Source organism: Erythrobacter epiphyticus (assembly GCF_034653295.1).
Lineage (GTDB): Bacteria > Pseudomonadota > Alphaproteobacteria > Sphingomonadales > Sphingomonadaceae > Erythrobacter.
This window is the reverse complement of the sequence record NZ_JAYEEU010000010.1, coordinates 52,151-71,886: the sequence shown is the minus strand read 5'-3', so window position 1 is coordinate 71,886 and position 19,736 is coordinate 52,151. Positions and strand designations below refer to the sequence as shown.

The 19,736-nt window shown below is 61.9% G+C and carries 17 protein-coding genes and 1 pseudogene; 7 read left to right on the top strand and 11 right to left on the bottom strand.

Annotated features, from left to right (window positions below):
- Nucleotides 1–668: 668 nt before the first annotated feature.
- The 6 genes from SOQ14_RS13535 to SOQ14_RS13510 all read right to left on the bottom strand — a co-directional run bounded on the left by SOQ14_RS13535 (nt 669) and on the right by SOQ14_RS13510 (nt 6,627).
- Nucleotides 669–2,972 carry an SdrD B-like domain-containing protein gene (locus SOQ14_RS13535; RefSeq protein ID WP_322898655.1) on the bottom strand — a complete coding sequence of 768 codons (2,304 nt, stop codon included), beginning with the start codon at nt 2,970–2,972 and terminating at the stop codon, nt 669–671.
- Nucleotides 2,972–3,832 carry a COG1470 family protein gene (locus tag SOQ14_RS13530; protein ID WP_322898654.1) on the bottom strand — a complete coding sequence of 287 codons (861 nt, stop codon included), beginning with the start codon at nt 3,830–3,832 and terminating at the stop codon, nt 2,972–2,974. Before SOQ14_RS13530 ends, SOQ14_RS13535 begins: the two co-directional genes overlap by 1 nt.
- A complete protein-coding gene (locus SOQ14_RS13525) occupies nt 3,829–4,317 on the bottom strand; it encodes a hypothetical protein (protein WP_322898653.1) in 489 nt (162 codons plus the stop codon). The genes SOQ14_RS13530 and SOQ14_RS13525 overlap by 4 nt, the downstream gene beginning before the upstream one ends.
- Before the next feature lie 737 nt (nt 4,318–5,054).
- Complete coding sequence (locus SOQ14_RS13520; protein WP_322898652.1) at nt 5,055–5,315, bottom strand: hypothetical protein; 261 nt, start codon at nt 5,313–5,315, stop codon at nt 5,055–5,057.
- A gap of 323 nt (nt 5,316–5,638) precedes the next feature.
- Nucleotides 5,639–6,262: a hypothetical protein gene (locus SOQ14_RS13515; protein ID WP_322898651.1), complete on the bottom strand. Its 624-nt coding sequence runs from the start codon at nt 6,260–6,262 to the stop codon at nt 5,639–5,641.
- Nucleotides 6,259–6,627: a hypothetical protein gene (locus SOQ14_RS13510; RefSeq protein ID WP_322898650.1), complete on the bottom strand. Its 369-nt coding sequence runs from the start codon at nt 6,625–6,627 to the stop codon at nt 6,259–6,261. Before SOQ14_RS13510 ends, SOQ14_RS13515 begins: the two co-directional genes overlap by 4 nt.
- Before the next feature lie 153 nt (nt 6,628–6,780).
- Between SOQ14_RS13510 and SOQ14_RS13505 the strand changes: the two genes are divergently transcribed.
- The 3 genes and pseudogenes from SOQ14_RS13505 (at nt 6,781) to SOQ14_RS13495 (ending at nt 8,905) form a co-directional block, all read left to right on the top strand.
- A complete protein-coding gene (locus SOQ14_RS13505) occupies nt 6,781–7,497 on the top strand; it encodes a hypothetical protein (RefSeq protein ID WP_322898649.1) in 717 nt (238 codons plus the stop codon).
- A 12-nt stretch (nt 7,498–7,509) separates the two neighbouring features.
- Nucleotides 7,510–8,331 (top strand): annotated as a pseudogene (locus SOQ14_RS13500) (two-component system sensor histidine kinase NtrB); the annotation flags it as partial.
- A gap of 43 nt (nt 8,332–8,374) precedes the next feature.
- Nucleotides 8,375–8,905, top strand: a complete 531-nt coding sequence (locus SOQ14_RS13495) for a response regulator (RefSeq protein ID WP_322898648.1) — start codon at nt 8,375–8,377, stop codon at nt 8,903–8,905.
- A gap of 113 nt (nt 8,906–9,018) precedes the next feature.
- On the opposite strand, the gene SOQ14_RS13490 is transcribed toward SOQ14_RS13495, so the two are convergent.
- Nucleotides 9,019–11,064, bottom strand: coding sequence for a hypothetical protein (locus SOQ14_RS13490; RefSeq protein WP_322898647.1), 2,046 nt, complete (start codon nt 11,062–11,064; stop codon nt 9,019–9,021).
- A gap of 148 nt (nt 11,065–11,212) precedes the next feature.
- Here SOQ14_RS13490 and SOQ14_RS13485 point away from each other — a divergent pair, with 148 nt between their 5' ends.
- Nucleotides 11,213–13,555, top strand: a complete 2,343-nt coding sequence (locus SOQ14_RS13485; RefSeq protein WP_322898646.1) for a trypsin-like serine protease — start codon at nt 11,213–11,215, stop codon at nt 13,553–13,555.
- A 116-nt stretch (nt 13,556–13,671) separates the two neighbouring features.
- Here SOQ14_RS13485 and SOQ14_RS13480 read toward each other — a convergent pair whose 3' ends face one another.
- The 4 genes from SOQ14_RS13480 to SOQ14_RS13465 all read right to left on the bottom strand — a co-directional run bounded on the left by SOQ14_RS13480 (nt 13,672) and on the right by SOQ14_RS13465 (nt 17,459).
- Complete coding sequence (locus SOQ14_RS13480) at nt 13,672–13,932, bottom strand: hypothetical protein (protein WP_322898645.1); 261 nt, start codon at nt 13,930–13,932, stop codon at nt 13,672–13,674.
- 47 nt (nt 13,933–13,979) lie between these two features.
- Complete coding sequence (locus SOQ14_RS13475; protein WP_322898644.1) at nt 13,980–15,962, bottom strand: TIR domain-containing protein; 1,983 nt, start codon at nt 15,960–15,962, stop codon at nt 13,980–13,982.
- Between the two features lie 121 nt (nt 15,963–16,083).
- The gene (locus tag SOQ14_RS13470) at nt 16,084–16,914 is read right to left on the bottom strand and encodes a 23S rRNA (adenine(2030)-N(6))-methyltransferase RlmJ (RefSeq protein WP_322898643.1); all 831 of its coding nucleotides are present in this window, start codon (nt 16,912–16,914) and stop codon (nt 16,084–16,086) included.
- Nucleotides 16,911–17,459, bottom strand: coding sequence for a pseudouridine synthase (locus SOQ14_RS13465; RefSeq protein ID WP_322898642.1), 549 nt, complete (start codon nt 17,457–17,459; stop codon nt 16,911–16,913). Before SOQ14_RS13465 ends, SOQ14_RS13470 begins: the two co-directional genes overlap by 4 nt.
- Nucleotides 17,460–17,913: 454 nt before the next feature.
- Between SOQ14_RS13465 and SOQ14_RS13460 the strand changes: the two genes are divergently transcribed.
- The 3 genes from SOQ14_RS13460 to SOQ14_RS13450 all read left to right on the top strand — a co-directional run bounded on the left by SOQ14_RS13460 (nt 17,914) and on the right by SOQ14_RS13450 (nt 19,725).
- Nucleotides 17,914–18,795, top strand: coding sequence for a DUF3034 family protein (locus SOQ14_RS13460; RefSeq protein WP_322898641.1), 882 nt, complete (start codon nt 17,914–17,916; stop codon nt 18,793–18,795).
- 64 nt (nt 18,796–18,859) lie between these two features.
- Nucleotides 18,860–19,312, top strand: a complete 453-nt coding sequence (locus SOQ14_RS13455; protein WP_322898640.1) for a group I truncated hemoglobin — start codon at nt 18,860–18,862, stop codon at nt 19,310–19,312.
- Nucleotides 19,313–19,314: 2 nt separating this feature from the next.
- Complete coding sequence (locus SOQ14_RS13450) at nt 19,315–19,725, top strand: c-type cytochrome (RefSeq protein WP_322898639.1); 411 nt, start codon at nt 19,315–19,317, stop codon at nt 19,723–19,725.
- Nucleotides 19,726–19,736 lie beyond the last annotated feature (11 nt).

Below are 19,736 nucleotides of genomic sequence, written 5' to 3'. Positions count from 1 at the left end.
TCCAGAAGCCTGATTTGGGATCGGCTTGTAAATGGCACGTCTCGGGAGACGAAACTCGATTAGCAGCCTTCACAACGCAAATGTCGAAGTGTCGGCTTGTGACAAAACCAGCAGCTTTGTGCGTCGCTCGGGATTGGCAGAAATGTCCCAGACCCTGTTATATGGGCCGCTCGACGATCTTGTGTGCCAGCAGGACATTAATGGGCAAAAACCATGATCGCGTAGGAAGCGCAAAGCTGCCATCAGTGAGAGACCTTTTACGTTCCGACTGTGAGCTCCGCCAACCGATTATTATGTAGAATTAATAACCTAAGTAGTTAACGGGCTGGCTTTCGCGAGCTGATGTTGCTCGTGAAAGCGCCTCACGCGGGCGGCAAAGATAAAGCGGCGCCACACATTGGAAGACTCCGGCCGCTTGGCGCGAAAAGTCGCAGTGCAATCAGACAGTCAGCATCAGCAGCTCTCGACTCAGATCCGGATCTGACGGCCGCCAAATTGAACGTCTCGTTGTGCCTGAAGCTGTCATGCCGCTGTCGGAACCCTGGATAGACAGCCTTCGCGATCGACGATGGAAACTGACCGGAGCGCGAGCTTTCCATGACACGGACAAAAAGCGGAGAACGTCATCAGTCTTCAATCAATCAGTCGTCTGTTCCCCCTAGGTGACGTTACCTGGTTGCCGCGATATCCAACTGTGTTGTTCCCCGGACCTTGACCTCGACCGCCGCCGCATAAGCCATTCCGACCTCATCTTTACCTGCGGACTCAATGAACCATGGGAGCGGCAGGTTATCCGCATTGACCGTGATGCGATGCTGGCCGTCAGCCACACCCCTGAACTGATAAAAGCCTGCCTCGTTAGTACGTACGGCATCGCGACCGTCCAGAATGACGAGGATCCCCTGCACACCCTGTTCTGCAGGATCGTGAGAGCCATTTCCGTTGGCATCGAGATACACCCAACCAATTATGTTTCCGGCCCCGCCAAGAGGGTATTGTCGGTTGCCAATCGTTCCACGCGGACGTCCGGCAGAGTGCGAGTAGCGCAAGGTTAGATAAGCTGCGCGCAACCTGAACGAGCTTCGCCGCAAATCATCAAGCTGCTCTTGGTCGGGACCGAGAGGAGAAGCAAAAACAGGTATGCCGAATCTCGAAACGAGGCTCGAAGTTGTATCGGTGTAAGAGCCTGACAGGCTCCAGTTGTCCGAGAGCCTTGCTGATGCGACCAGCGTTGCGGCAAATGAGTCAGTCTGTTGCGAGGCAAAGCTCCCAAACGACGCACCTGTTGTTTGAAAAGGCCCGAAGAATTCCGAAGCAACCGAACTTGCATCACTGCTGTAGGCGATGTTGGCGTCGAGTGTTACATCCTTGAAGGGCATCAGTCCAAAATTTGCAGCTATCGAGATTCCGTCTGCTCGCTCGCTTTGGATGCGGTTTACGCCGAGAAACACATCCTCTGACTGTTCCCGATATTGATAGGCGATTTGCGTGCTCAGCCGACTGCCGACCGGTAAGCTCTGATGAAGGGACCAGTTCTGGACAAGGCCGACCCGTAAAAAATCTGCGAACGGATCCTTACTCCAGCCCGCCTCGGCGCGGGATGTTCCGAGGCCAGTCTCAAAGTCGATATAGCCAAGAAATTGTCCCGCGCTTTGTCCGTTTGCGAAGCGCAAGCTTGAGTTGAGACCGACCGCAGTCGTAAATCCTATGTTCCTGCGTGTATCTGCATTTATGACGACACCGCTCGCGCCCGCATCGTTAACAGAGTCGATGGCGTCGATGTTGAAAGTCCATCGCCAGCGCTGAGACGAGCGCGAAAGGCGATAATATGCCCCATAGGCGTTGCTGAGAATGGCCGACGCTCCCCATGTGAGCCCAGGGCCGAAGTGGTACAGACCCCCGTTGTGCGATGTCCTGCCTTTACGGTAGCTTATGTCGAGCGAACCCCCAAATGCTTCACCGTCCTGTGAAAACATCGCGGGACCGGTCTGATTGCTGGAACGGGTAGACCATATCGCATTCGCCTGAACGCGAAAGCCGGGGCGCACGTAGCCGAGGGAGCCGACAACGGCTCCGGAAGATATCAGGGGAACAACCTCGTCTCCGTCGAGTGTTTGAAGGACTGCAGCGAACGGGTCGCGCGTATTGTCCACGGCTATCGCTTGACCGCCTATCGTGAGGCCGCGCGAAATCTCGATCTGTCCTCCGCCGGAAATCAACAGGCCAGACAAACCTGTGTAATCGTTAAGGCGCAAGCCACCCAGCAAGCCGGGCTCTCCGATTGATAAATTCAAACCTGCGAAAGGAACCGGATCCTTTTCCACTTGGCCGGGGGCGAGCGGTTTGTAGGAATCGAGCGATATGGCCGCGCCCATGATTGGGGTAACTGGGAGAAAAAAGCGGGTTTGCCTATCGAGCAATCCAATGAGCGGCGTAGAGGTTGCACCTAATGCACCGTCGGCGAGCCAGCCGTCTCCCAAGGGCAGATCATCCGTGGAGAGCTTGAACAAGCCGTTCCAGCGATCATCATCGGTTTGGTTGAGAAGGCTCAAGCTGGAACCACGGCGGATTTGTGCCTCCAACCCGATAGTACCGAAGTTGTCCGTCTCGTACCGTCCTGAAACGAGGATGCCTGCTTCCTGCAGCGGCCGGTCAAGCGCTGAGGTGTCAAAGCTATCATTTTGAGAATTGGTCGTGATCCTTGCGCCACCGAGTTCGACCATAAGCGAGCGAAGGTTGCCGCTCGTGTTTCGCGAAGTGCTGTCATCGCCGGTTAGCAGCGGCTTGAGATTGCCGTCCGCGATCAATTGATCGACGTATTCGTCTTCTGTCTCGGGAGCGGCATCTGTTGCTGGCTGTGGCTGGCCGTATACGACTGTAGCGGCACAGCCTGTTGCTAGGATTGCAAATCTGGTCGCATATTTGCAGTAGACGTATTCCTGTCCTAGGAATTGTAAAACACCACCTTGCATCAAGGTTCGAATACCCCTTCAAATCGGAAGGAGTTAATGGAATCGTTCATTGTACCGTTGATTGTCAAAGGGAACACAATGGGCCCCAACGACTTGGTCTTTGTCGATTCCCGACCTTCCATTTCGAGAGAGTCTTCAACATTGTCAGGGTTGAGGGCGATCATTCGCGTCTCTCCTGGCAGGATAGGCAGAGTTGAAGGGGAAAACTCTCTTCGTACACCGGCAGCATCAGTGCCGTTAAGGAAGGCTGAAAGGCGCCCATGCGCCGTTCCAGAGTTCTCTACCATTACAACGGGCGTCTTCACGCCGCCGATCTCGACGACGGCTGCTTTCACGATTTTGAGCGACGGCTTAACATCGCCGACTGCAACATAAACAATAAGGGCAATCTGGCCAGCAACGGGAAACTGGACATTCTCGGCAGCTTCTACGTTGCTGTCGCCGCCCGCGATTACGATAGCAAACCGGCACTCGGTGGGAGGCGTATCGGCGGGCGGGGTAACTTCGAACCGGTAACGCAAAGAGGTTCTGCCTGGCAACACGGTCTGTCGTCGTTCAATCGCAACCCATTGACGACAGGAATCCGGCTTCAGCGCTTGGCTGAGTGCGACGCCTCCATCTGATGTAAGCTCCCATTCCGCCGTGGCGAAAGTGAGGTCAGCCGGTGCATCTGATCGATTGCTCAGTTCGGCCACCGCGCGCACCGTTTGGCCTGGCTTTGTGGCCAATTCAAAACGCGGCGGTGATACCGAAAGGGCAAATTCATTTGCCTTGGCAGAGCCAGTCTGAAGAGTGCACGCTAGGCCGACAACAAAAGGGACGGCCAAGGCGCTAAACACGCGGGGCAGCTTTTTTTTCACTGATCCAACTCGATCTCAAATCCGAATGCCAATGCCTCCGGCTGGGTCAGGCGCGCACCATCAGCTTCAAGCGCGATCTCGATGAGGTCACGTATGACGGGGCCTGTCACGGGCCCAGCGTAAACAAGCGTTCGATCACCGGAAAGCAAGGTCCCCGGCAAAAGCGTTCCGCCCGTTTTCCAAGTGGCTCGAACCGTGGGGCCCGGTGCGCGGGGCAACGTCATGTAGATCCTGCCCGATCTTCCGACCCAGGCAGCAAGGTTCAACTGCACGCTCACACGAGTTGAGGCTGATACCAGCGAGGTCGAGCCACTCCGGCCCGGCGGTTGCCACTGCATTTCCAGAACTGGATCAAGAACAACAGTTCCGCTGTCATCAACCTTCAAAACGCGGGCAGAAGCTGTCGGTTGATCCTGCGCAGCAGCTAGGGGGCAAAAGCCCGCCGCGGCGCTCCACAACAAAATAAAAGAACAAACCTTTTTCATGGCAGGCTCAAGGTGTAGACAGCGCGACCTGTGTAAGTGCCTGCTGCAGGCACTACCGAATTGGCATAAGAAAATGTCATGCATTGCTCTTTCCAGGTATTCGCCTGAAAGGTGGCAAGTGTCTGCGTTGTTCCCGTGAAAGTGCCATTGGGAAACTGAAACACCGTGTCTCCATTGCCGGACATCACCCAGCTGATCTGGCTGAAGGGAATTGTGTCGGTGCCGCTCGTCAAGTTGACAGGCGATGTGACCGTAAGGGTGGCGACACCTGGCCTTGAACCAGGTCGCGACCACGCCCCTATGTACACTTGCGTTGGAGGGTTGCAGAAAACGAACCCGTCAATCGGGCTCTGCGCAACGTTACTGTTCGAGGTCATTGCCTGAGCTGCGCCCGAGCCGACAACTGCCGCTGGAACACTCACAGATACAACATTGATTGTTGCATTGTTGCCGGGGGTGCCGCCCGACGAATAGGTGCCAGCATACCCGCCAGCCCCCACTTGCAGATAAATCGAGCGTGGGCCCGCTGTTATGGTGATGACATAGGCGTGGGCGGTCTGTGCTCCAAAGGCGCATAACAAGCCAGCTGCTATGATAGCGCTTCGCCTTGCGATTTTGTCGCTAAGGTAAAGCTTCCCCGTGGTCTGTTGTTTCCGCCTCTGAGCCCCTTCGATCACTGCGGTCGCCCCCCCTTGGTGAAGTACACCACAGGCGTTTTGCGCACGCTGGCCCTTATTTCAAGGGATGGCTACCACATATACCCGGTTCGTTGGCGGTTCACGCCGCACGTTCGCGTCACCCGCTTCTGGGGGTCGTATCTGGCCCTGCTCTGCAGCCGAGAAGACGATCGTGCCAACGTTGGTTATTGCGGTGTACGGCTCACGAACCTTCAGACGCACAGATTTTCCTGAGGCGAACGGGCGTGCCGCGTCTTTGTCATCATCGCCCCTCAGCGGGCCGAGATAAACAATCTTGGGAACGACAATTGAAAAATCCAAGTTTGCAGCCGTTTCAGCGCTTGGGGTCGGAGTTGTCTCGAACCTCGATCCGGCTAGCGCGCCTAGTGGTGCGATGGCCGATGCAAGGGCGGCACCCAGAACAACTGCCGCTGCTATTGGCCATCGCATCACGCCTCATACCTCCTGTGGCTCCGCTTTGGTAAAACGGGCGACAGTAAGTCAGTTTAAGGCCTGAGGTATGGTAAATTATTCGGGCGCCAATATGGCACACCACTTAGAAATATGGTTACACCAGCTGCCAAGGCCACCCGTGCTCGCTGAGCGGAGCTGCGGGGGCTTGCGCTGGGGCCCGGTCAATCCAGTCAGGGCATCGATACGGCATAGGTCACACGACCATTCTGCGTGTTCACTCCACCATAAGTGCCCGCAGGAACGATGGTTTGGTTACGGTACGAGAAAGTCCAGCGTGCATCGAGGTTGGTGACCCTTGTGCCGCTCGTGGGGGTCAGGTTGATGCTAGTGGTCGCTGCATCAACCAGCGTCGGGTGAGCGAGTGCGGTAGCAGTGGTATTGGCTGTGACCGCAACGTTCATCTGCGACCAAGAAATGGTATCACCAGCTCCGTTGTTGAGCGGCCCCAGCGTAGTCGAGCTGAACGCGATCGTGCCATTGTTCCCAAGCACACGCGCTGTAACCTGCCCACCGGTCAAATCACCGCCAGTACCTGCAATAGACGTGCCGTCACCAACGTTGGCTGCCGGTACGTTGAAGACAAGGTTGTCGACGGTCGTGTTGTTGGCCCGATCCGTTCCGGTCCCGATCCGGACATAAACGAACCGCGGAATGGTCACTGTGAAGTCAAGGTTTGCGGTTGCCGTTAGCGGGCTGGCCGTTCCGGTCACAAAACGTGACTCTGCATGAGCCTCGGTCGAAATCGTGGATGCAGTCGCAAACATGATTACTGCAAGTTTTAAATTTTTACTCATTTTCGTGGGTCTCCGCTTGGGTCTGGTAGATTTTTGGTTAATCGCCAGGCTGGGATTAAACCAAATGAGGTTAACAAATCATCAAGCATACGATGGAAGTCGCTAACATCCTGACTCATCGGAGCCGCCACGTGACAAGTGCGGCGAATGCGGCGCCAGTCCATGAACCGGCAAGGCACACGCTCGACAAAGTTGCGCTGGCGGTAGTTCTGCCAAGTGCGCGAGATCTGGACCTTGCGGTTGGACCTTGAAGGGATCATCGGTGTGGTGCCGTGGTCGAGCAGCCAACAGCGCAAGGCGTGGCTGTCGTACCCTTGTTGTGCGAACAGATAGTCCGAGGGCGGTCGGACATTGATCGCCAGCATCGCGACTTTGGCATCGTCGGTGCTACGGGACTGTCAGGATTTCTGTAAGTGGGCGCGCGGTTGGGCTTGTAACGGTTTTGTGCCGGTTATCCCAAAATGTTAGAACGTTGCTTTATGAAATGATGACTGCGTCACCTCAAGGGCAGCTCTGGCATGAATGATACAGACATCAGCCGGCTCAGTTATCGCGAAAGGCTCGCGCAGAGTGCGGTCAAGCTATCGCTGATCATCGCGTTTTCCGGCGCCATGCTCGGAACGATTGTGGCTGTCGGCCTCGGCAAGATAGCGGGGTGGGAATCCTGGTTGCTGATCCTCGCCGCCATCATGACCGGCGGCCTGCTGATCGCCGTATCCATCCGGCCGGCGATGGCCACCAGTGTGATCACGGGCTGCCTCACCATTTATTATCTGCTGCATCTCAATGCCGGGGCGATCATTGCCTATGCTTCCACCGACGTGATTTTCCGCACTTTGCCCTACATGGCCTGGTTCTTTCCGCTGCTTGTCTTCCACCATTTCACCAATTTCGGCTTCTACAAGAAACAGATCGGCGTGCTGGTGAGCATCGGCCCGGCGCCGATGCTCTTGTTCATGATGGTGGATCTGCGCGACCCGATCGGTATCGCCGCCGTGATGTCCTACACGATCAGCTACTATGCTTCTGTGGCGTTCATCGATTTGTTCACGCGGCACCGCGATCAGGAAATCAAGCGCGCCGCGCTGGCCGAGGAAACCGAACGCAGCGCTGCGGCTATCCGCGCGAGCGAGGAACGCTTCCGCCTCTTGAGCCTCGCGACCGATGATCTGGTGTGCGACATGGACCTTGCCGAAGGCCGGGTGTGGTGGAACGACAAATTGCGCAACGCCTAGGGCTACGATCCGCGCGCCTTCGCGACAGATCTGCACGCCCGCGAAAACTGGATCCACCCCGATGACCGCGCGCGTGTTGCCGAAAGCCTGCGCGCCGCGATCGAGAGTGGCAAAACAACATGGTTGTGCGAATTCCGCTTTCAGCGCGCCGATGGTCGATTTGTCGACGTGATCGAGCGGGCAATGATCCTGCATGATGAGGCGGGAAAGCCTTGCCGGATCATCGGCAGCACCACCGATGTTTCGGAATTCAATGCGCTCCAAAAGAAGCTCCAACAGGCGCACCGGATGGAAGCCGTCGGCCAGCTGACAGGCGGGTTGGCGCATGATTTCAACAATCTCCTGACGATCATCATCGGCAATGCCGAGGAATTGTCGCAACTCCATGCCGCGGATGCGAATGCCCAATGGCTGGCTGAGGCCACGCTGCAGGCGGCCGAGCGCGGCGCCATGCTCACCAGCAGGCTGCTGTCCTTCGCGCGGCTGCAGACCTTGTCGCCCGTCAAGCTTCATCTCGGTGGCTTGCTGGCCGGTCTGGAGGTGCTGATCCGCCGCACCATCACCCCGAACATCACGATTACGCTTACGGCCGATCCCGATGTCTGGCCGGTCGAGCTTGATCCGGGTCAGCTCGAAAATGCTCTCCTGAACCTTGTCATCAATGCACGCGATGCCATGCCACACGGCGGTGAAATCGTGATCAAGGCTGCGAACGTCCTGATGCAAGAGGATGATCCCCGCCGTCAGGAAGGCTTCACGGGCGATCGCTATGTGATCATCAGTGTCACCGATAATGGCTGCGGCATGCCGCCGCAGGATATGGAGCGGGCCTTCGAGCCCTTCTTCACCACCAAGGAGGTTGGCAAAGGTTCGGGTCTTGGCCTCTCGATGGTGTTGGGGGTTTGTCCGCCAATCGCGCGGCTTCGCCGAGATCACGTCCGAGCTGGCGAAAGGCACCATTGTCACGCTCTATTTCCCGGCAAGCGACGCGCAGGACGTCCAGCATGCCGCACCGCTTAAGCCGCAAGGGCCCGTTGGCGGGGCCGAGCGCATTCTGATCGTCGAGGATGATGATCTGGTCCGGCGTAACGTCGTCTTGCAGTTGGCCCGTTTGGGATACGAGACCGTGGCAGCGGGATCGGCGGCAGAAGCGCTGAAGATCATCGCGGATAGCCCGCCGTTCGATCTGCTCTTTACCGATGTGGTGATGCCGGGCGGCATGAATGGCAGGCAATTGGCCGAGACGGTTCTGGAGCAGCACCCGGGGCTGAAAGTCTTGCTTGCATCGGGCTATAGCGAAGACCCATTGATGCGGGAACGACGCCAGCACAATCCGATGAACTTCATTGGCAAACCCTATCGCCGGACAGAACTGGCCGAAGCCATCCGCACCATTCTCGACGCGTAGGCGCGGGTGTCATCGCACATCTTGGCGATGGCCACCTCCCCCAGCGGATTGAGGAAAGCCCTGCCCAGCACAGAACGCCCGCCGTGAGATTGACAGCGCCGCAAGGGGGCATGTCAGGCGGGGAGCGCGAGGTGCTTGGCGCCAAATACCGATTGCCAACTGGCGATCTCGTCCACCACGGCTTCATCGAGCGCGTGCATGAGATCAGCCGCGGCAGCATAGGTCAGCGCGCTTTCTGACCCGTCAAGTAGCATGCCGATGCGTAGCTCGATCTCGCGCAGCTTTTCCGCCGCCACGCGCGAGATCGCGCCGAAGCGTTCAAAATCACCGAAATAACGGATGCCGGCAAGGTTTGCGCCCAGCGTCGGGAAGGCCACGCCCAGCACAGTGAACAGCGGCGAGGCGTCTGTGACGAAAGCTGCGGGCACCATCCCGCCAAGGCTTGCCGCCTTGAGCACCAGGTAACCCAGCACCGCCACCACCGCGAGGACGAAGCAGGTCTCGGCCGAGCGGTCGAGCCGGTGGTGCACCGTCTCCAGTCGCCGCGCCTTGGCCTCGTGATAGGCGCGCTGGGCCGTGACATGCGGGAGCGCGACCTCGGCAAGGCCAGCGCGCAGATAGTCGCGGGTCAGCCGCGCGCGCGGCAGCCCGATGGCGCGCAGGGCATGGCGGGAGAAATGTTCGGGCCAGACGGTGTCTCCGTCACCTTTGCCCATAGCATGATCGTCGCTGGCGCCTTGACCGCTACCTTGCGCATGGCTGCCCACGCCCGAGCGCGGCCAGCGGCCCGTCGGCCGCGCCACGCCGAGCAGCAGCAGCGCAGGAGCGTGGCGCAGATATTCGGCCACGCGGCGCAGTTCAAACCAGCGGCGGTGCCAGCCGCGCCGTGATCCCGCTACCGTCATGGCAAGGATCCCGGCGAGCAGCAGCAACTCGACTGTTGCAAACGCCCACTTGAGCTCGCTCAGCCCTGCCGGAAGAAACGCCAGTCCCACGATCACCGCCAGCGCCGCCAGCACAAAGTTGACGCACATGCCGCTGCGATAGGCGTCGCCGTGGCGGCTGGCGATGCCATCGGCCCAGGCAAACATCGGCAGAACTTCGTCCGCGAGCTGTGTGGCGACAGCCGGATCACCGCCGGGCAGCGCGGCAGCGGCGGCGACCAATCGCGCGCCGCTACCGCTGGCAATCACCTCGGGCGCTTCGTAGGTGACGCGGGTTGAAGCAAAAGCCCCCGAACCACCACCGAACATCCGCTCGATCCGGCGATAGAGACCAAACAGGGGCGTGCTTTGCGCGCGCCACACTTCGCGTTCGAGCAAGGCCGGGTTCCAGCCGTCGACAAGGATCGCGGCGCGGATGATCGCGGCAAGGCGATCGTGATCAGTCGCGCCCGGGTTCTTGCCGAGATGGCCGAGCTCTTCGGGCCGCGTGAGGATCGACCAATGGCCCGGCGCGGCGGGATCGAGCACCAGGACCGGGGTGCCCATCGCCAGCGCGGCCGTCACCGTGTGGCCGGTGCCGCCCGGCAGATTGGCGACCTTGCCATCCCACACCGCGATGACGAGATCGGTGCGCTCGATGATCACGCGGCCCGCGAGCGCGACATTACCGGACACGGCGGCCTCGAAAGCGCGCGCGGCGGCGCGATCCTCCGGCGCGGCGAGGCTGGTGAGCCAGAGCGCTTCAATCTCGGCGTCGCGATCTGCCAGCTCGAACATCAGCGCGCGCGAGGTGACAGCGCGGATCGCGCAGGCGCGCGCCTCAACCGCAGGATCGCTCGCCGGCTGGCCCCGGCACAGCGCGGCAGCATCATCGGGGGTGGTTGGATGCGCGTTGATGGCGAGATTGAGCCCTTCGCCAAAGGGCAGTGGCACCACCAGTTCCCAATCGCGCGCGAGCGCCAGTTCCGCTGCAATCTGATCCGTCCCATCGACCAGCAGACTGTAGAGCCGCGGCAGCGCGCGTTCGCCATCAAGCGTGGCCGCGATGCGCTCGATCTCGCTGAACAGCGCCGCCAGCCCTTCCGCAATCGCAGCGCGGTTCTGGTCGAAGGCGGGATTGCCCGAGCGATGCCCGGTCACACCAAGCGCGAGATGCGGCTTCCAGTTTGCCGGGCTGGTGAAAGCGGCGGCAGGCTTCGCAGAAGGGGCGGGCATTCAGAAAATCTCCTCGCCGCTCAATTCCGCGCGGGCTGCGATAGGCCTGTCTGTAACGCGGCCTGACCGGGGCTTACAAGAGCCCAATCCGCCATTTGACGCCGACACGCGCGAAGCGCATGAATGGGCGAGGGGGAGGGGCAAGGCGATGGGCAGACTGGCGTGGTTTGGGGCTAGCGTGTGGTTGGCGCTGGTGGGCGTGCTGGCTGTGCCTGTTGCGGCGCACGGCGTATCGCAAGAACCGCCTGCTGCTGCGGCCGATGGATCGCCTCCCTTTCCCGCAGTCTTTCCGGAAACCAGCGGTATCCCGCGTGCGCGACCGGACAAAACCCCTTTCCTGCGTGCCCGCGAGCAAGCCCGTGCCGATGCCGTCGAAACCGCTTGTGCTGCGGGCGATCAGGCGGCTTGCGCCGACTTGGGAAAAGCCTTCCTGTTCGGGGAGGGGCGCCCGCAAAACCGGCCCGTCGCCGCGATCCTGCTTGACGAGGCGTGCCGCGCGCGCGCGGCCGAAGGCTGTCACGGGCTCGGCGTGCTGCAAACCTCGCTTGCCGATCAGGAAATGCGCAAGGCCGGGCTCGGCACCCTGCGCCGCGCCTGCGATCTCGGCGCGCTCGATGCCTGCACCCGCTTGGCTGATCGCTTGGAAGGAGGCGATGGGCAAACCTCTCCCGATACGGCGGCTGCCGCTGCGCTCCGCCGCGAAACTTGCGCCAAAGGCGGCATTTCCGCATGCCGCAGCCTTGCCGAACGTGCGCTCGAAAACGCGCTGGAAACCCCCGGCGACCCGGCGGAGCGCACACAGGCGCTCACAACTTTGCGCGCCCAGTGCCGTTCGGGCGAGGGGGCTGCATGCCGCATCCTGCTCACTCCGCGCCTGATCGGGGAGACCGCCACCGGTGAACCGGTTGAGGACCGGCGGGAATGGCTCGATTGGGCTTGCCGCGCCGAGGACAGCGAGGCCTGCCACGAACTTGGCCTGCTCGTCTTCCCGGAAGAAACCGGCCTGCCCGAGCACCGCAGCGCGGCGCTAGTCCTGTTTGACCGCGCCTGCGATCTCGAGGCGCGCTTTTGCACCTTAGCGGCTGATATCCGGGCGCGTCCCCGCCGCGCCGAAAGCTGCGAACGCGGCGTGGCAGCCGATTGCGCGGCTTTGGGCAACAGCCTTGCTGATGTCACCTCGCCGCTCAACGCGCCCGGCGAAGCGCTGCAATTGCTCGGCAAAGCCTGCGAGCTGGGCGCAGCCGAAGCCTGTTACGACGCCGGCGCGATGGCGTTGGGCACGGCACAGCCCGACCGGGCGCTGGGCGCTCTTCAGACCGAGCGCTGGTGGACGATCGGCTGCACGGGGGGGAGGGCCTTCGCCTGCGAAACGCTCGGTCGCCGCCTGCTTGATGGGAACGGCGTGCAGCAAGATCGCCGCCGCGGCTACGCCCTGCTGGCAAGCGAATGCGAGCGCGGCAATCATGGGGTTTGCGCCGATCTAGATGATCTGGTGGCGGAGGATCCCGAAGCCCCGCTGCTTGCTGCCGACAGCCGCTATACCGCGCCGCTCACGCCCGAGGAAGAGGCCGAGCAGCAACGTATCGCCGCCGAAAGACGCGAGGCCGAACGGCTGGCCAACCGGGCACGGGATTGCACCAGCACCACGGTTGCGTTTCGCGGCGGGACCTATGACGACACGCTGTGTGATCTCGTGCGGCGGATCCGTCTCGGCCAGCGCCTGCGCCCCGGCCAAGCGCCGTGGCAGGCGTTGCTGTGGCGGCCCGAGCGTGATGCCGTCGGGGCCAATCGTGCGGTCCTGTCCGCGGCGGATCGCGTGCTGTGTGGCGGTGCACTGGTCGCCGAGGGCTGGGTGCTGACTGCGGCCCATTGCCTGTGGGATCGGGGTACGCGGATTGATGGTAAGGGCTACAGCCTGCGGCTTGGTGTCTTCAACCCGCGCGCGGATGAAGGGATCACCCACCGCATCATCCGCACCATGCCGCACCCCGATTACAATCCTTTGACCCAGGCTTTTGACATCGCGCTGGTGCAATTCGATCAGCGCGGCGGGCAGCGCAGCGCCACCACCTATCCGATCAGCCGCATCCGCATCGATCCGCTGGCGATGAATGAACGCCCGATCCGCGGCGGCGCGCCGGTATTCACCTATGGCTGGGGCTGGACCGAGGCGGAGGGCAGCGGCAGCACGGACCATTTGCGCGGTGTGCGCATGGGCCTGGTGACCCCGGCGGAATGCGAGGCCATCACCAAGTATCGCGGCCGGTTGCTGGGTGTGGCGCTGTGTGCAGGCGGGGGCGATCAGGGGCAGGCCTGCCGCGGCGACAGTGGCGGGCCGCTGGTGATCTTCAGCGATCCGGGCAGGCTGCCGACCGTCATCGGGGTGCTGAGCGGAGGACGCAAATGCGGCGCGACCGGCGAGCCGAGCCGCTATGCCCGCGTCGCCCGGGTGCGCGACTGGATTGATCGCGAGATGCGCATGTCGCGGTGATGGGCTGGCCAGCGGTTGCGATCAGCAAGGCTGACGCGCCGCACACAAAGAAAGAGGCGGCTCGCCATACCTGCAAGCCGCCCCTTATGCTGCGCGCGTGGCGCAGACTTTCAGACTTACATGCCAACCGGATTGTTGTTGGGATCAACGCCTTCGGCGCCTTCCGCTGCGGCCTTGTCGTCTGGCGACATTTCCGCAGGCGCGGCTTCCGCACCCTCGGCAGGCGCGGCGTCTTCAGCCGGGGCCATTTCCTCGGCCGGGGCCATTTCTTCGGCCGGGGCCATTTCTTCGGCCGGCGCTTCTTCGGTCTTGTTGCCGCAAGCCATCAACAGCAGCGCAGCGCCCGAAGCCACAGCAAACGTCACCAGTTTCTTCATCGGACTTCCCCCTTACGTCGCCCGACATGGGCAACAGCGTCAGACTATCACGACCCCAGCTTCGATAGCAAATCGGTCAGGGCCTGCTCGCCGCGCAAGGGATCAAGCAGCGGGTCATTGCGGGCAAACAGCAGGCCCGGATCGCGCGCCGCAAAGGCTTGGTCCAGCAGTTCAAGCGCCGCCGCTGTCTCGCCGCGCTGGGCTCGCACTTGGGCGAGCTGATAAAGCCCGGCACCGGCATAATCGGCGATGATCTCTGCAAGCGCGGCATCCGCCGCCGCTTTGTCGCCAAGCTTGTGCGCTGCGATAGCGGTTGCGGTCAGGGCAAAGACCGGCGCACGCTCCTGCTTGGCTGCGGCGAGCGCACCTGCCGCATCGCCCTGCATCAGCCGGGCATTGGCAATCGCGAAATGCGCGCTCACGAGCTCAGGGTTGAGCGCAAGCGCGCGCTCCATATGACGGATGACGGCCGGGTAATCGCGCCCGAGCAGGGCAACGAAGCCTGCCGTGCGAAAGGCGCGGGGGTTCAAGGGATCGAGTTCGAGCGCTTTGGCGATGGCCTTTGCCGCAGGCGCCTGCTCAGCCCCGTAGGAATAGAAAATCGCGACATTGCGGAGCACATCGCCATCGCCCGGTGCGAGCCGTTCCGCTGCCTGATAGTGCGGCAGCGCGGCGGCGCGATCCAGCTGGCCGTTGTTGAGTGCAAAGGCGAGCGCGAGATGCCCCTGTGCCAGCCGCTCTTCCAGCGCAATCGCGCGCTTGGCCGAAGCGATCGAGGCGGCGTTGGCTGATCTGACCTCGGCGGCTGTGTCGGCAGCATTTGCAATGCTGGCAAGCATCGTCGCGCGCATGGCATGGGCGGCGGCATAGGTCGGATCAGCGGCAATCGCGGCATCGAATTCGGCAAGCGCCTGCCGGTCGCTCTCGATCCCCGAAGACAGCCGATAGAAGGCGTGCCCGCGCATGAAGGCCTCGTAAGCGGGCAGCACATTGGTGCCGCCGATGGCGACTTGCTGGGCAATGCTGCTGCGGGCCTCGTCTTCGGAGGCGATCTCAGCCACGAGCGAGAGCGCCACGGTTTCGGCGATCTCCGATTGCAGCGCAAAGACATCCGCCAGCGCGCGGTCATAGCTTTCGGCCCAGCGCACCAGCCCGCCTTCGATCTCGACCAGTTCGGCCGCCACCCGCACGCGCTCGGCATCGCGCTGCACCGTGCCGCGCAGGATATGATCGACGCCGAGCTTGCGTCCGATGGCGAAATCATCCTCCCCGACGAGCGCTGCGGACGAGGTCGGCGCGGCAACCCGCAGGCGCGGATTACGCACCAGCACCGCGCGCAATTCGCCGGAAATACCGTCCGAAAACCATGCGTTTCCGGCATCTCCGGTGCGGTTGGCAAAGGGCAAGACCACCATCGAGACCGCCCCGGCCGCGCTTGGCGCGAACAGGCCGGTGGCCCATCCCCCTGCGAGCACAGCGACGACCGCCAATCCGGTGCCCCCGATCAGCGCGGTGCGGCGGGACAGGGCAACGCCCGGCTTGGGTGGCGGAGCAAGCGTTGCGGGCGCGATGGTCAGCCCTGATGGGGCGGCCTCGGCCCCGCCAGCCCGGTTCCTGACCGCGGCAATGATCCGTGCTGCCTCGCTCGCTGCCGGATCGCCCGACCAGCCGGTGATATCGAGCAGCTGGAACTGCCTGAAGCCGAGCGGGGCCATGGTGCCATCCAGCGATAGCGGCACCAGACAGCCGCGCTCGCGCCCGCGCTGCGCTTCGTCGCGCACCCAGTGCGAGGCAACCGAGGTTTGCGACCACAGCACCAGCACGCAATCCGCGCTTTCGAGCGCGGTTTCGGTGGTGACGAGGTAATTCTCCCCACCCTCAAGCCGACCGTCCCACCAGACATCGAAGCCGGCCCCTTCAAGCAGGGCGATTACCGGGCGGGCGCGGGCAAGATCGGCACGCGAATAGCTGATGAAGACCGAGCAGCCCGGAATAATCCCGGCCTCGTCTGCGCCCGCGTCCCCCACCATCGCCCCGCATCCCTTCGTTCAACTGTGGCGGATACTATATAGCAACTTCGGTTTGCGCCAAGCGGGGCAGTCTCGGCATTTCAACATTGTGCGGGATTTCATCCGGCAGGGGGAGGGGGCTTTATTTCACCAGCCAATCCGCCGTGATCCGGCCCCTGTGCCCTTCCGGCACCAGCGCGGCGCGCGAGGCTTCGAGCAGCGGCGGCAGGGCTTGCTGAAAGGCGTAAGGCGGGTTGATGATAAACAGCCCAGCGCCGTTATACAGGCCCGGCTGATCGGTATCGTAGAGCCAATGCTCGACATTGAGGAATTTCGGGATGGCGAGCCGGCGCAGCTTGTCCTTCCACTGCACATGGGTCGCGCGGTCTTTCAGCGGATACCAGATCGCTGTCACCCCGTGTGCCCATTTGCGGTGCGCGGCGGCGAGGGTGGCGGTGATCCGCGCGCGCTCGTCGGTTTGTTCGTAGGGCGGGTCGACCACCACCAGCCCACGCGGGGTGCGGGTCGGCAGCAGCGCCAGCCACAGCTCATAGGCATCGCGCTGATGGATGGCTGCGGGCGTGCCGCGCATCGCGCCGCGCAAGGCCAGCGCGTCTTCGGGATGCTTCTCGTTGAGGATCAGGGCATCCTGCGGGCGCAAGAGCTGCGCGAGAAAACGCGGGCTTCCCGGGTAGAGGCGCGGCTCGGGGCTGTCATTCACCGCTTGCACAGCGGCGCGGTAGTCATCGAGCAAGGGATTGGTATCGGCAAAGGCGCGCATCACGCCCTGCGATGCCTCACCCGTGCGCTGGGCCTGATCGCCAAACAGGTCGTAGAGCCCGCAGCCGGCATGGGTGTCGATCAGGGTGAGCGCGCCCTCCTTGAGCTGCAAGGCCCGCACCAGCGCGATCAGCAGCGCGTGCTTCACCACATCGGCGCTGTTGCCAGCGTGGAAGGAATGACGATAATTCATACGGATAGATCCAGAAACTGCCCCGGCGCGAGACCGGTGAGAGTCCAATCGCCGATCGACCACCGCACCAGTCTGAGAGTGGGCAAGCCCACTGCCGCTGTCATCCGGCGCACCTGCCGGTTACGCCCTTCGCGGATGGTGATGGTGAGCCAGCTATCGGGAACAGACTTGCGCACGCGGATCGGCGGATCCCGCGGCCATAGCTCCGGCGTGTCGATGCGGGCGACTTCGGCGGGCAAGGTCATGCCGTCCTTGAGTTCAACGCCTTGTCGCAAGCGCGCGAGGGCGGCTTCCTGCGGATCGCCTTCAACCTGCACAAGATAGGTCTTGGGCAGCTTGAAGCGCGGATCGGCGATGCGCGCCTGCCAGCGTCCGTCATCGGTCAGCAACAGCAGGCCCTCGCTGTCGCGGTCGAGCCGCCCGGCAGGATAGACGCCTTTCACCGCAATGTAGTCTGACAAGGTCGCGCGCGCCGTCGGCGAACCGCGGTCGGTAAATTGCGACAGAACGCCGAAGGGTTTGTTGAACAGCAGCAGCCGGGCCATGGTGGGGCCATATCGCGCGATCGGGGCTGTGTCTCCAACCCAGTTCTTCTGCTGGATGGCGCCGTAGCTGACTACGGCATTACAACCGTAACGACTGCCGCGCTTGAATGTGCGGCGGAGTGAAGACCTGAGGCTATTGCCGAGGCCTGACCGCAAGAACCCCAGTTCCGGAAAAATTTTGCGTCCGATGCCGCCGTGCATCCAATCGCGAAAAGTGCCGCGTAGCTCAAACTGTCCCGGTCGCAAGAATGCAACCGCCGAAACCAGCAAACGCTAAGGGGGCGAAACGGTAATGACAAAGTTGTCGCAATCGATGACAGGCGCGAACATTGTTGCAATGGCTGTCGCCGCAGCAGGGCTCACGTCGACCGCTCATGCGAATGAGAACAATGACACAAGCGAGACTGCCGCAGTACACGAAAGTGCAAGTGAAAGCACTGCTGTTGCGGTGCAAATGTCTGCTGATGCGCCCGTCGAAGTCATGGACGATACCACCAGCCGCCGAGATTTTCTTCCCAGCGGCGGCCGTCTGCTGCTGACGGGCGGGGTGTCGACCATCGAAGGGGCCGGCGGCGGCGGTCTTGTCCCGTGGGCGCTGATCGGCGGCTATGGCACGCGCGATCAGGTCGGGGTCAGCGCCTATGCCACGGGCGTCGACACCAAGGACTTCACCCTCGCTTCCTATGGCGCGGCTTTCAACATTGCCAACCGGGTCGAACTCTCGGTGGCCCGGCAGAACTTCAACCTGCGCGAAGTCGGCAATGCCCTGAACCTCGGCAACCGTTACACCATCAGCCAGACGATCCTTGGCGCCAAGGTGCGCCTGTTTGGCGATGCCATTCTGGAGCAGGATAGCCTGCTGCCGCAGGTTGCGGTGGGTGTGCAGTACAAGATCAACGACGATGAAGGCGTTGTCGAAGGGGCGCTGGGTCTCGAACGCGAAGGCGTCGATATCTATGCCTCGGCCACCAAGCTGATCCTCTCGAAGAGCCTGTTGCTGAACGCCACGGTGCGTCTGACCAAGGCCAACCAGTTCGGGATCCTCGGGTTTGGCGGCCTTGGCGGGCAGAACCAGGATTACGAAGCCCAGTTCGAAGGTTCGGTGGCCTACCTCCTCAGCCGCAAGTTTGCCGTTGGCGGCGAATACCGGACCAAGTCAAACCGCCTTGAAGGCGCGCTCGGTGGCACCTCGTTCCGCGAAGAGGATGCTTGGGACATTTTTGCGGCCTACACCCTAAACCGGAATGTCTCGCTGACGGTAGCCTATGCCCGTCTCGGCCAGATCGCGCTGCGCCGTCAGGACGGGGCCTATGCTTCGATCCAGATCGGCTTCTAACCGCCTACTTGCTCAAGGAGATTTTATGCGAAACATCCTTTCATACTGCGCTGCCGCCCTGATCGTGACAGCACAACCGGCGCTCGCGGCTCCCGAAGAGCCGGCGGTCTCCGACCCTTCGATCAAGCCGAGTGCGCCGACCTTGCCGGTGATCACCGATGGCACCACCCTGTTCGAACAGTTCGGCGGTCGCGACGGTCTGACAAAGATCATGGACGATGTGATGCCGCGCTGGTTGCAGAATAGCCGCACCCGGCCGTTCTTCGCGAATTCCGATCAGGAGCGGATCAAGCTCCAGCTGGTCGAGCAATTCTGCGTCATCATGAATGGTCCTTGCGAGTACTCGGGGCGCACGATGGCGGAAGCGCACCGCGGCATGAATGTCGATGAAGCGGCGTTCTATGCTCTCGTGGAAGAGCTTCAGCGTTCGCTCAACGCGATGAAGGTGCCCTTCGCCGCGCAGAACCGGCTCATCGCAGCGCTTGCGCCGATGCACCGCGACATCATCGACAAGTGAGCATGATCGCCAAAGGCGCATCGGGATTGCTTGTGGTGGCGGCCAGCCTGGCCGCCACCGCGTTGCCCGTGGCCGCCAGCCGGGCGCAAAGCGGTTCGGCAGCGGCCGCACCGCCAGCGATGGAAGGCGCCCGGCTCTACCAGATCAAGTGCGGGAGTTGCCACAGCATCGCCGCCAGCAAGACCGGCCCGGCGCATAAGGGCGTGTTCGGGCGCAAGGCCGCCAGCCTTGCGGGCTATAACTACTCGCCCGCCTTGCGCGCGGCCAACCTTACGTGGGATGCTAAAACGCTCGATCTGTGGCTGCAAGGTCCGCAGAAGCTTGTGAAGGGATCAAAAATGTATCTTGCGGTGCAAGATCCCGCGCAGCGCAAAGAAATCATTGAATTCTTGCGCTCCGATGCGGCGCGATAAGCATCTTGGCC